The 12216-nt window shown below is 42.1% G+C and carries 12 protein-coding genes; 9 read left to right on the top strand and 3 right to left on the bottom strand.

Features of this window, described 5'->3' with window-relative positions; genetic code table 11:
- Positions 1 to 15: 15 nt before the first annotated feature.
- From ACR5KR_RS07185 to ACR5KR_RS07160, 6 genes are all read left to right on the top strand, one after another.
- On the top strand, positions 16 to 1248 hold the full coding sequence (locus ACR5KR_RS07185) for a glycosyltransferase family 2 protein (protein ID WP_448265976.1): 1233 nt from the start codon (positions 16 to 18) through the stop codon (positions 1246 to 1248).
- 136 nt (positions 1249 to 1384) lie between these two features.
- Entirely contained in the window at positions 1385 to 2647 is a 1263-nt protein-coding gene (locus tag ACR5KR_RS07180; protein ID WP_448265975.1) for an efflux RND transporter periplasmic adaptor subunit, read from the top strand.
- Positions 2648 to 2815: 168 nt separating this feature from the next.
- On the top strand, positions 2816 to 3994 hold the full coding sequence (locus tag ACR5KR_RS07175; protein ID WP_448265974.1) for an ABC transporter permease: 1179 nt from the start codon (positions 2816 to 2818) through the stop codon (positions 3992 to 3994).
- Positions 3995 to 4673: 679 nt separating this feature from the next.
- Positions 4674 to 5423 (top strand): hypothetical protein, encoded by a 750-nt coding sequence (locus ACR5KR_RS07170; RefSeq protein WP_445627146.1) that lies wholly within the window; start codon positions 4674 to 4676, stop codon positions 5421 to 5423.
- A gap of 197 nt (positions 5424 to 5620) precedes the next feature.
- A complete protein-coding gene (locus ACR5KR_RS07165) occupies positions 5621 to 5995 on the top strand; it encodes a hypothetical protein (RefSeq protein WP_445627147.1) in 375 nt (124 codons plus the stop codon).
- Between the two features lie 184 nt (positions 5996 to 6179).
- Positions 6180 to 6857, top strand: a complete 678-nt coding sequence (locus ACR5KR_RS07160; protein WP_445627148.1) for a hypothetical protein — start codon at positions 6180 to 6182, stop codon at positions 6855 to 6857.
- 103 nt (positions 6858 to 6960) lie between these two features.
- Here ACR5KR_RS07160 and ACR5KR_RS07155 read toward each other — a convergent pair whose 3' ends face one another.
- The 3 genes from ACR5KR_RS07155 to ACR5KR_RS07145 all read right to left on the bottom strand — a co-directional run bounded on the left by ACR5KR_RS07155 (position 6961) and on the right by ACR5KR_RS07145 (position 10290).
- Positions 6961 to 8478 carry a BamA/TamA family outer membrane protein gene (locus tag ACR5KR_RS07155; RefSeq protein WP_448265973.1) on the bottom strand — a complete coding sequence of 506 codons (1518 nt, stop codon included), beginning with the start codon at positions 8476 to 8478 and terminating at the stop codon, positions 6961 to 6963.
- Between the two features lie 72 nt (positions 8479 to 8550).
- Positions 8551 to 9363: a DUF3598 family protein gene (locus ACR5KR_RS07150; protein WP_448265972.1), complete on the bottom strand. Its 813-nt coding sequence runs from the start codon at positions 9361 to 9363 to the stop codon at positions 8551 to 8553.
- Positions 9364 to 9387: 24 nt separating this feature from the next.
- Positions 9388 to 10290, bottom strand: coding sequence for a cell division protein FtsX (locus ACR5KR_RS07145; protein WP_445627150.1), 903 nt, complete (start codon positions 10288 to 10290; stop codon positions 9388 to 9390).
- Positions 10291 to 10672: 382 nt separating this feature from the next.
- Here ACR5KR_RS07145 and ACR5KR_RS07140 point away from each other — a divergent pair, with 382 nt between their 5' ends.
- From ACR5KR_RS07140 to ACR5KR_RS07130, 3 genes are all read left to right on the top strand, one after another.
- Entirely contained in the window at positions 10673 to 10960 is a 288-nt protein-coding gene (locus ACR5KR_RS07140) for a Mo-dependent nitrogenase C-terminal domain-containing protein (RefSeq protein WP_445627151.1), read from the top strand.
- Positions 10961 to 11438: 478 nt separating this feature from the next.
- Entirely contained in the window at positions 11439 to 12002 is a 564-nt protein-coding gene (gene def, locus ACR5KR_RS07135; protein WP_322668450.1) for a peptide deformylase, read from the top strand.
- A gap of 10 nt (positions 12003 to 12012) precedes the next feature.
- A complete protein-coding gene (locus ACR5KR_RS07130) occupies positions 12013 to 12216 on the top strand; it encodes a hypothetical protein (RefSeq protein WP_094351396.1) in 204 nt (67 codons plus the stop codon).

Here is a 12216-nt window from a genome sequence, read left to right as displayed (position 1 = left end):
GGTAATTTTAAACACATGGCACTTCAAACCAAAGTTAGCATTGTAATTCCAACTTACAATCGCTCGGAGTTATTAAAAACTAGCTTGCAGAGCGCATTGGCACAAGACTATCCAGATTTTCAAGTTCTTGTCTTAGATAATGCTTCTAGCGATGATACAGAGGCAGTTGTATGTTCATTTGCGGATTCGCGCATCACTTATATACGCAACGAAACGAATATTGGAATGTTTCGCAATTGGCAGCGAGCTATTGAGGTAAATTCTAGTCCCTATCTAGCTCTCTTGTCGGACGATGACATTCTGCTGCCCAACTTCATCCATGAATCTGTTTTAGCATTAGACAACCATCCAAATGCTGGTTTTTCGGTTGCGCAAGCTGAAATTATCGACACTAATGGTGTTCCAGTGCATGTGACAGGCAAAGAGCTTTCAGATAACTTTCCAGAAGGGTCAATTGATGGTCTAGAGTTCATCCACCAAATTGCTGATGGGCGGAAATGGATTTTGCTATGTTCAGCGATCGTGTTTCGCGCTAATGCCCTGGCAATGGTTGGGGGAATCGACGCACCGCACTCCAAGTATATGCTTGATTTGAACTTATACTTACGTATGGCGGCGCAATTCGATCTCTTCTTTATTGCTAAACAATTAGCCCAAGTCCGATATCATCTTGAACAAGATTCCCAAATTAATTTCAGTGTTGGAGGAACAGGCCCACTTGGTGTGATGGCAGAACGTACTGATGCGATCGCTTATTTGTTAAAGTCGCCGCGTGCAGAGGATGCATCTTATCGTCAGTGGCTAGCAGAGCGCCTGTTGCATATAAGTATGCGCCGCAGTCAGTTCACGTCTGAATTGATACCTGAAATTAATTTGAGTTGGTCAGAACGCCTACAAATTGCTATGCAGGAAATTGCATGTGTGATTCCCATTGGCAAGCGTTTGATTTTGGTCGATGAAAATCAATGGGGTTGCGAGATTCTGCCGCAATACGATGCTCTGCCCTTTTTAGAACAGGACGGTGAATACTGGGGAGCGCCACTAAACGATCGGATCGCCATCCGAGAACTGGAACGAATGCGTCAAGCAGGAGCAAGTTTCATAGTCATCGCCTGGCCCGCTTTCTGGTGGCTTGATTATTACTCTGGTTTGCGAAATTATCTCAGTTCAAATTTTTGCCGCGTTTTGAACAATAGTCGCCTCGTCGTGTTCGATCTTTGGCTGCGAGATTCTTCAACATTAGTGTAATTGCGTAGGTGTAGCCCTTCTCCTGTCGGAGACGCTGCGCGTAGCTTGCTTCCACGAAGTGGTACGGCTGCGCTCAGGAACCACCCGTTGTAGACATTGCTTGTAATTAACTGCAAACTCACTGGTTCGAGTTGTCATGAACTGGAAATATGAAAAAGATAAATTTAATATCCCAAGTCGATGGCTAGCTTGGTCAGGAGTTTTAGCTTTAGCCGGTGCTGGCGGTTGGCTAACCTACTTCTTCGCTCTAAATCAACCTCCTGAACCAGTAGCAGTACGCTTGTTAACCGTGGAGCGAGGTAATGTTGAAACCACAATCAATGAGAGCGGTACTGTTGAGTTACGGGAACAGCGAATCTTGAAGTCCCCAAAAGAAGGTGCAATAGAACGAGTCATGGTAAAACCTGGCGAGAGGGTAAAACTTGGTCAAGTGCTGCTGACCCTGCGCTACCCTGAGCGAAAAGTTGCTCTTACCAATCAGCAATTACAAATTCAACAAGAGCAACTCAACTTAGCACGTAGTCGCGAGAAAATTATTGAAGCCCAAGAACGACTAACAGCCGAAGAAAAACAACTCCAGAGGCTTGCTCCCTTGGTGCGAGAGGGAGCTATTGCCCAAGAACAAGCCAAAACGCAGGAAGATACTGTACGCGTTGCTCGCGCTAGCCTGCGAGATAATCAAGCAGAGGCACGTACAACCGCTCTCAAAATTCAGACTTTGCAATTGGAGCGCCAACTTATTCAGCAGCAACTCCAGGATAATATTGTAACTGCACCATTGAATGGCGTAGTTTTGGGTGTAAATGTAGAAAACGGTGATGGGGTCGAGTTGCGTACCAATCTGCTCACTTTGGGCGACCCCAGAAAAGTTTTAGTGAAACTCCAGCTTTCTACCCTCAACGCTGCTCAAGTTCGCGTCAACCAACTTGCCCGTATTAATGCGATCGGACCGAATGCAAGGAGATTCTCTGGACGCGTAAAAAGCTTGTATCCTCAAGCACTTAGCCCTGAAGCCCAAAAACAAGATGGTAGCAGTTCAAAACAATCAGAGCAACCAACAGTACCCGCAACGGTTGAGCTTGATAGACCGACTCGCACACTGCTCCCTGGTAGCAGGGTAAATGTCGAGGTTGTGTTGCAGCAACGCCAGAACGTAGTAGTTTTGAAGACAGAGGCAATTGTGCGATCGCAACCACGCCCGTTTGTATGGGTTCTGGATAGCCAAAATCATGCTCAAAAACGCACCATTAATCTGGGATTGGAGGGGTTAATGAATGTAGAAGTAACCTCTGGTTTGCATCCCGGCGAACAGGTTATACTGCCACCCGTTGAGTCGGAACTCAAGCCAGGGCTGCCAGTTAAGGCAGGGGAGCAGGGGAGCAGGGGAGCAGGGGAGTAGGGGAGTAGGGGAGCAGGGGAGAAGTTGCAGTAAATTTTTCCCCTCTGCACCTTTGCCCCTCTGCCCCTCTGCCCTTCTACCCTTCTGCCCCTCTGCACCTCTGCACCTCTGCACCTCTGCACCTCCGCTTCTTGTCCCCAATACCTAAGCTAGAGAAAAGCAACTATTATGGCTCTTTCAGCTTTTGACTTATTAAATATTACCTTTCACTCTTTAGGTAGAAACCCCTTGCGTTCTGCTTTGACTACTCTGGGGGTATTTATGGGTGTGGCTGCTGTCAGCGCTACACTTCAGGTTGGTAATATTAGCCGAGATGCGATCGCTCAACAATTAGCAAAACGAGGTGCGCCTCAAGTTTCAGTTTATCCAAATTGGGATTCTGGTGGTCAAGCTACCCAACTCAAGTTGGAAGATATGGAATTCTTACGACAGCGAATGGTGGGCTTGCAAGCGATCAGTTCTTTTAATTGGGCTGGTTCTACACCAACTATATTTCGCGACAAGGAATTTACTCCAACCTTGTCACCTGTTTCCCAAGATTTTTTGTTGACTTCAGGGATATCTTTAGTATCAGGACGGTTTTTCACGTCTGAAGATTTTGCCAACTACCGCCCGGTAATCGTAATCGATCAATTGCTGGCAGAACAACTTTTTCAAAAGCAAGAACCTGTAGGGCAGCTGATTTATGCTGAGGACAGACCCTATATCGTTATCGGGGTGGTAGCAACTATTCTAAGTGAAGATGCACCTCCGGCGGGTCAACTGTATGTGCCGATGTCTATTTACAACGCTTCGACTGGTAGCCGCGACATTGGGAGCATCCAAATGCGCCCTTATGCACTTGCAGATGTGGAAGAGTTAAGCCACCAAGCAGAGGAGTTACTGTTACAAAGATTTCCAGGTTACAAATTTAAATTTTGGAATAATGTATCAGATATTATACAGCAGCAAAAAACTCTAGAGATGGCTTCTCAAGGTCTAACAGCAGTAGGAGTGATCGCGCTGTTAGTTGGCGGTGTTGGAATTGCGAATATTATGATTGCCTCTGTAAATGAACGAACTGCTGAAATAGGTTTGAGACGGGCTATAGGTGCAACCCAACGCGAAATCTTGCTGCAATTTATTTTAGAGGCGATGCTTTTAAGTCTAATAGGAGGAACAGCGGCTCTAGGAGTAGTGCATGGATTGACTGTTGTAATTACCGATACCTTTAGCTTGCCCTATAAGTTTGATAGCAGAATTGCAGTGCTAGCAGTGGGTTCAGCGCTACTGGTGGGGGTGGGAGCTAGTTTGCTTCCCGCCCTGCGTGCTAGCCAGATCGATCCAGTAAAAGCCTTGCGCTCATAAGTTTTTTTCTACATTTTGAGGCAGGAAGTATATTGAGTAGAGTGTAGCCAGATACAATTCTTCTTAGGGACTTCCAAAAAATAAAACATCCCATTTAAGATAATAATAATCATTATTATAGAGGAGAAAGCGGCAGCCATCGGCTGCCACTTTCTCCCCTCCTTTTGGTAGTAAATTCAGTAATAATGATTGAATTTTCTGCCAAAAGATTAGTTTTTTGGAACAATTTATTCTTTGGAAGTCCCTTATTCATCAACTCGCGTAGACGGCGAATATTATCCGCTTTTACAGTTAGTAGAGTCGGATTTAAGTAAGTCAGCGTAAATAAATATTGTTGGCATAAAACAAAAGCAGAGAGCTTTTAGCAGGGGGAGAAAGAGTTTGAGCGTTATTTACTTTTATTTACACAGTTTGGTTTTATTGTACCGACTTACTTATTTGCACTGTTTTCTAATAGTTATTTCAAATAATCCTCGGCCTTCTTTTTGGCGATAATCACTGGTTTAAATACGTTTTTTTCAACACTAAAAACAAAACCTGGTGCTACATTCCGTAGCACATCATGTCTATTAAAATTTGTTTAAATATGGAGTTGTAGCATGATTCATGCAAGTATAAATCTTATGAGTTTATACCTTAAAAAACACTCAAACCATCTATTTAATATTTGGAAAAACTTATGCTGTTGAGTAAAGCTTTATTACTAGGCTGTATAGCGTGTTCTATAGGTTTTACTACTCCGGTCTTCGCTGTGAGTATTAACAAATCTTTAGATGTACAACAAGGTTACAATTTCCAGCCAAATACCTATAAACCTCTTGGGTTTATTAAGACATTAAGCATTGGTGATTTAGCTCTAGTCGCAGATCAATACGTAATCGATCCCACCAGTCGCCCAAGTCCTGGCGGAACCGGGATATATAATTACCCTGTTGTAGCAGTGCTTAGTAATGTTCAATGGGATGGTTCGCCAGTGGGAGATATATTCCTTACAGGGCGTATTTCGACCCCAAATAAGGCGCAGTTAGCTTTGTTGATGGGAGTAATCGGTAAAAAGGTGGTAGCAATTTCCTTTGCTACTTATGAATACAGTACTACCACTAAAACTTACTATCCTAGTTTTGCTTCTTATCAAGGCAGTCGTCCAAGCTATATTAATCCTCCTACTACAACTAATGTAATATATGGCTTGGCAAAAACGTTTACTGTAAATACCCTCCCTAGCACTGATGTTCTCGGCGCCCCAAACTATGTATTTAATATAACTTTATCTCCGACAGTAAGTTCAAGCCCGCAAGTATTCAAAATCCAAACTTCTCCCACTTTGACACAGTTTCAACCGTGGGGATTACCCCAAGCTTCTATCCAACCAACTGAGCTTTATGCGGGAGAATTAGACCTAAGTAAAATTTTTAGTATGACATTCTAAATGACGTTTTTAATGATCGCTATGGGGATTTTTTCACAAAGAGATATGTAACTTTTGTGGGCTGATGCGAGAAAATTGGGTTGTCTTTGCACTCAAAATTATTCATTAATTTGCGATCGCTAATCTCGGTTAAATAATTCCGATTAATCTGTGTTAAATCGTTGTAAGCTGTGGATCGCAGGGTCTACAGTCTAGCGATGAAAATAAACCGTCATGGTCGCGCCAAGGTTCTAACACAGCAAGAGATACAGCTAATTTTTAGCGATGGCTTAGACAACGGGCGCGGCGGGCTACGCCTACGCGCTTTGTTCGGTGTCTGCCTGTTTAGTCCTGTAGAATCCGTGAATGCTGTAGGCGACAAACTCAAGATATCTACACACCCAAGGGTAACGTTAGACCGCAGTTTGTCATCAGAAAGTCAAACACTAACCCTCGGAATGATTATCATTCTTATAACCTGTATATTTTATTTTCTGGAAGTTCCTTACTTTCATCTCATGCTTTTAAAGGTGGCTGACTCCTGCCTTCTGACTCCTGCCCCAGCAAGAACTGCCTGCTACCCTCTGTTATAAAGACTCTAACTGATGGTAACCTAAGATTGTAGAACCAAATCCAATAAAAACTTTTGTTTTTGACAGTTTTCTTTTCTGGACAACAGTAATATAAGTCGTGGATAAAGTCTTTAACAATTAAGACTTGGTGATGATTTAAGTAAGTTCTAGAGAACTTAGTTAGTTTTTTAACAGGAGAAGTAGGGTGCTTAACAACCTTCATCAGTTATTATCTCCCCGAAAGTGGGGAATTCCCCTCGCGGGCTTAGGCTTACTTCTCGGTTTGGGCTTTTTAGCCAAGCAAACTCAAGTAACATCATTTACAGATTCTCGATTATCATCGGCTCGGATTCATAAAACCTCCGAAAACTCTCTTTTGTCGCAGCTGAGAAAAGTTCGAGATCAAAGAAGTCAACTTAATGCGGCTTCTGGAGGTGGAAACACAGTACCCACAATCACAGCGCTGGTTCCAGGCGATGGGGGAACTACAAAAAGCGCAAGAGTTTTACCAAAAGGAAGTTTTCCTGTAAAAGATGGGATTTACCTTTATGGTCAATCCCCAAAGCCAAACCAGCTTGGTCAAGGTTATATCATATTTCAAAAGCAGCAAGACAAGGTAAAGGGTGCGCTGTATATGCCCCAATCAGAGTTGAATTGTTTTCAGGGTACAATCAACCCATCAGGAGAGTTGGCAATGACGGTTAATACTTCGTCAAATGAAGCCAATTCTGAACAATCGAATCAGGTAGCTACGAGCAATAGACTACCGCAGGTTGGTGAGGATGAGTCAAATTCTTATGCTTACTCCCTGGCTTTGCAAGACTTTTATCGGTTAAATTCGATCGCAGCTAGCGATCGCCGCACGTTACAAATGTGCAATTAATCTTCAATATCTTGATTATGTCCTTTTGGACTAGACACACTCAAGACCCTGAGTGTGTTATTAAGCAATCCTCAGTAGTTTTCTAGAACTTTTTTGCCACTCGTTAAAATCGCTGACCTGTTGTAACTTCAAATCTAAGTTCTCCTCGATCGCTAATTCCTAAATCACCTCGAATCAGTCCAAAGGATGACTTGACGCGCAATCCTAAGCCGTAACCAAAGCCACTTCCGGGTTTATCTCGTAGCACTCCTGGTTCTCCTAGCACGGTATCGCTAGACCCGAAATCTGAGGCGAAGTCAGTAAAAACAACTCCTCCGACTGAGTAAGAAATTGGGAAACGATATTCCACAGAAGCTAAACCATAACTCCGACCACTAGCGACTTTTCCATAACCATAACCCCTGACAGAATTTAGTCCACCAATATTAAAAGCATCAGCTGGTGGAAAGTCTCCCAGAATCGTACCAATTTGGAAATTAATTGCTAACATTTCTGGATTGTCAGTTGGTCTACCATTACCGATCCAACTGACTGGTAAATACTGAATATAATCTCCCCGTAGGCGGTTGCTAGAAATATTACCCAATCCAATCGGAATTGCTTGTTCTGTGCTGAGAGTAAGAATCGATCCTTGAGTCGGATTTTCTCGGCGATCGCGTTGATCTCTGGAGACAGAAAATAATACTGTATATAAGTCATCAATGCCAGTACCGCTAAGAGATAAAGGACTCCCTAATCTATCTACCTGTGCAACGTTATATTCGCGATCGCGTAAGCTAATTCTGGTATAGTTCAAACTTATAGCTGCATCCCACCGATCGAAAGATTTTAAAACTCCCACAGAACCGCCAAACCTTCCCTCGCGTACTTTGTCACCGTTAGACAATCTGATATCGTCGTTGAAAGTTCCCGATGTATTACGAGTACGAAAAGCTCTGATGCTGTAGCCTAAGCGGTTTGGTTCTTGAGGACGATAACGACTAGTGAACTGACCATTAAATTGGACATCTTTACCGCTGATTTGCACAATTGTATCTAATTTATCGTTAAGACCGCTGATATTTTCATCTTTATAACCCACTCGACCGTATAATCCAACATCGTCGTTGTTACCGCCTCCTAATATTAGAGAAGGGAAGTTACGCTCTTTGATTTCATAAATGAGATTAACGCTATTGACATCTTCTTGTCGATAAACATTGACTTCATTAAATGATTCTAATCTCCGCAATCGTTGCAAGTCTGCTGCTAGTAAATCTTCACGAAATACCTCACCAGGTTTGAGTTTCAGCAGACCAATGATAAAATCTTTTTGAGTACGTCCTTTGATCGGCCGACCTTTTTCATCGAGTAATTGATCTTTGTTGTTAACAAAACGAATCTGGATATCTTTGACAATTCTTTGAGAAATTTGGGAAAACTCGGCAGACTGGTTATCTACTGGAGTTAATCCGATATAGTAACCATATTTTGCATACCCTCCCTCTATCTCTAATGTCGATGTTGCCACAATACTATTAGGACTATCTTCAGTAGAAGATTGCGAGTCTGCAACGGCCTCTAGATTTTCTCCAGCTATTAAGATGAATGCGATCGCAACTACAGCTATTTGAATATACATAAATAAAGCTTTGTCATTACCCACATTTTGGCAACAGTTAAATATTTGATAAGTAATCAAGCGAAGATGATATCAAAGCTTCCTTTCTTCAGTGACTAATGTCAAGCTAACCCATTCGCCTTTCTCGTTGTAGCTGCGAATCATCCGTTGGCGCAGATTTGGCTGAATTAACCACCCCACTTCCAGAAAAAATGGTTGGCGTAACTGCACCTTGACAGGTGAAGTTGCAGAAGCGCCATTTGGTAAAAATAATACTTGCACCTGCTTTTGGGGGTTTTGGTCAAAGAGAACAATGGAGTCTTTGATGGTAGCAGTTGAGGTAATAGTGCGTTCTGCAAAAGAGGTACTTTGAATTAATCGCCCAGCATCATCAAGTTGTAATTTGAAGATTGTAGAGTAAGTATCAGGCGAGCGCAAATCTGGATATATTGTTACTGCTTGGCCTTGCCATTCTCCCAACAAATCATTTATCTGTAAAGTTGAACGTTCATCTGCTGGGGTTCTGGCTAGATGTTCTCGAATTAAGATTAATTCCTTTAGCTCACCAGTATTATCAAACAGTTGCACCAGACGCAAGCGGCGATTTTCATGAACCAAAGCCAGTTCTCCACCAAATTCGGAAAATGGCCCTAGCTGAATTACACCTTCAGAGAAGGAACCATTTTCAAAAAATAGCAAACTCCGTCCCAGAGAACTATATTCTTTAACTAAATCATCTCGTCCAGAACGGCATAGAGTTAAACGCACTGTCTGGTTATTGTTCAAACCTTCTAGAGAAAGACGGCTAGGAGTATCGTTCAAAAGCGTTCCTTGGGGAGAAAAATTAGTAAATGAACCTTCCCAAACACCGAGATTCTGCAAAAAACATTCCCATTGTGATTTCATAGTGATTTTGTCATTTGTCAATGACTATCCTTTAGCAAAACGTCGGACAGCAAATAAGCTCCCCATTAATCCTACACCTGCACCGAAACTCAAAAGAATCAGAGGCAATAATAAAATTTCTGCTGGAGTGAGTTGCACTCTGTTGGTGATGACTTGGATAAACTCAGGTTGATTGACTAGCAACTTACCGAGAAACTGTTGAATCACAGAAATGAAACTCCAAGCGATCGCACCACCAACCAAACCAAAGGCGATTCCTTGTAAAATAAATGGGAGGTAAATCCAAACAGAAGTTGCTCCCACTAGCTGCATAATTTCAATTTCCTGGCGACGCGCCATGACAATCAGCCTAATTGTGGTGGTAGTGACTGCGATCGCTGTTAAAGTCAGAATCATTGTAATTGTTAAAGTAATCCAGTTCAGACCCCGGTGCAACTGGGCAATGCGTTTGACTGCTTCATCCACATACTGCACCGTCTCAACTCCTCGTAATTTAGCCAACTGTGTTGCTAAAGTTGGTACAACTTGAGAATTACGCGCTTTCACCTTCATCTCATCAACCAGAGGATTCTCACCCAGTTGCTGGGTAGCACCCTCAATATCAGAAATTCTCATTTCCTTAACTAATTTAGTCCAAGCTTCTTGTTTGGTAATGGTTTTTATCGCCGCCACCTCTGGCATTTTAGCGATGAGTGGCTCAATATTTTCGATTTGTGTATCCGGTTCGAGATAAACTGAGACTTCTAGCTGGCTACCAAACTGATAAAGAAGTTTTTCGACTTGCCAAGAGGTTTGCAGACTCAAGCCGAATAAAAACAGTAACACCGTTACAGTACTGACAGCGGCCCAATTCATCCAACCTCCCCGCAATAAACCGAGGAAAGTTTCTTTTAGCAGATAATCAAGTTTCGTGAAAGATTTAAACACACATCACCTCAAAATTTGAACTTAACGCCAAAGCACTAAGTTCAGCTTTTGCGTTTTTGCGTAAATAACACCACTATTTATAGTCAATAGTGCAAAGTTTGCCAATATATCAGCTTTTATCTCTTGCTACTTCCTTCTTCTGTCATCCTGCTATCTTGACCATTTACTCGATATTCATACTATTTGCCACAGATATACTCACTATTGCCTCTAACAGTTATTGATAATAATTGGCTAGCTGTTCTGGTTTCTCAGCAATTTTACTGTTATTTAAACTTGACCTCTAGGAAGAGGGAAAATAGTTTGGTATTTATACTATGTTTTTCTCGGAATATCGGAGTAATTTATAGGAGAAACAGATTGATTCAAGGAAAGTTAAACCATGAAATTCTTAAACAAAGCCAATTTGGACAATATTTTATTAAACCAGATCCGCTCTCAGCTTGAGTCCGTAGAAATACATAATTATAATCTGGCCAAACTATTGTGCAAAATAATTCCTTCCAATTGCCCTTTTGAAAGAACTCTTAAACTTTTCGGTCGGACTTTGCTTCACATTCCACCTTTATGTAAATTGAACCCTCTCTATGAGCAAATAGTTGGTCTTCGTTTTAAGTGTTTATTATATTTAGTCAATGAATGTGGTGAAGATGCCAGAAAATATTGCTAAACATAGATTTTCATCAATAAAAAATTGATTGGAAAAATCTTTTTACTAATAAAAATTGTCTAGGAATCCTAGTTGCAATCAGATCGTCAGAAATAGGCTGGTAAACAACTGACAATCGATTTCACATTTAAAAGTACTGTTTAATGATGTCAGCCTCGATAAAAGGATCGCTCCAAGTATGGTGCAACGTGACTTCACAATAATTATTTTGGAGATTGGTACTACGTCTAAGGGGATATTTAAAAAGTATTATTGCTAACAATACAACCTCGGAGACCTAACCCCCTAGCAAACCTTACTGACGATAAAATAAGGGTTTCACAGCCTCTGATTCGTGGCATCAGCCTGCCGCAAGGCAAGCAAAAAGACGGAATGGTAACTGGGTTTTTGGTATACTCCAGGACTTTTTAAACATCCTCTAACTGAGATTGATAGAATGAAAATAGTAGGAATTTTCACCATCTAGCCATCGAGACTCATGCCCTCTGAAATTGCTGTCGAGAAAAAAAAGTTAAAAAATCCACCTTTGGAGCTTCATTATTTAGGCGATCGCGTGCTGCGTCAAGCTGCAAAGCGGATTTCTAAAGTTGATGACGAACTTCGCCAAATAGTGCGCGAAATGCTGCAAACTATGTACAGCAAAGATGGCATTGGTTTGGCTGCACCCCAAGTGGGAATTCACAAACAACTAGTTGTCATCGACCTGGAACCAGAGAACGCAGCTAATCAGCCTTTGGTGTTGATTAACCCCACCATTAAACAAGTCAGCCGCGACCTCTCTGTTGCCCAAGAAGGATGCTTGAGTATTCCCAACGTATATTTAGACGTAAAGCGCCCCGAAGTCGTAGAAATTGCTTATAAAGACGAATACGGTCGTCCTCGAACATTAAAGGCTAATGACCTCCTGGGACGCTGCATTCAGCACGAGATGGATCACCTTAACGGCGTGGTATTTGTAGACCGTGTAGAAAACTCCTTGACTTTAGCCCAGGAGCTATCTAAGAATGGCTTCTCGTATCAAGCGGTGAAACCAATAGCATAGGGGGGCAATAGTGTATTTAACTCCAAAAAGCAGTTTATTTCTGGGTGGTTCTTGTGTAAGTGCGATCGCCGCCGTCGGTTCGATTTTTGAACTCGGTTACGGACAGCCAGATTTTGGTTTTACAGCCACGGCAATTATCCTGGTATTAAGCATTCCACTTACAGGATTATTTTTCTTTGCCGCAGTGAAGGACGCAAGGGCTAACATGAAATAA

Source organism: Nostoc sp. DSM 114159, assembly GCF_053470285.1.
Note: the sequence above shows the minus strand (reverse complement) of the source record. Positions and strands in the feature narration are given on the sequence as shown.

Bases quoted from the DNA above. Each gene is read 5' to 3' on its own strand.
- ACR5KR_RS07170 (WP_445627146.1), top strand. From the start codon at position 4,674: ATGCTGTTGAGTAAAGCTTTATTACTAGGCTGTATAGCGTGTTCTATA.
- ACR5KR_RS07165 (WP_445627147.1), top strand. From the start codon at position 5,621: ATGAAAATAAACCGTCATGGTCGCGCCAAGGTTCTAACACAGCAAGAG.
- ACR5KR_RS07150 (WP_448265972.1), bottom strand. From the start codon at position 9,363: ATGAAATCACAATGGGAATGTTTTTTGCAGAATCTCGGTGTTTGGGAA.
- ACR5KR_RS07155 (WP_448265973.1), bottom strand. From the start codon at position 8,478: ATGTATATTCAAATAGCTGTAGTTGCGATCGCATTCATCTTAATAGCT.
- ACR5KR_RS07140 (WP_445627151.1), top strand. From the start codon at position 10,673: ATGAAATTCTTAAACAAAGCCAATTTGGACAATATTTTATTAAACCAG.
- def (WP_322668450.1), top strand. From the start codon at position 11,439: ATGCCCTCTGAAATTGCTGTCGAGAAAAAAAAGTTAAAAAATCCACCT.
- ACR5KR_RS07180 (WP_448265975.1), top strand. From the start codon at position 1,385: ATGAACTGGAAATATGAAAAAGATAAATTTAATATCCCAAGTCGATGG.
- ACR5KR_RS07175 (WP_448265974.1), top strand. From the start codon at position 2,816: ATGGCTCTTTCAGCTTTTGACTTATTAAATATTACCTTTCACTCTTTA.
- ACR5KR_RS07185 (WP_448265976.1), top strand. From the start codon at position 16: ATGGCACTTCAAACCAAAGTTAGCATTGTAATTCCAACTTACAATCGC.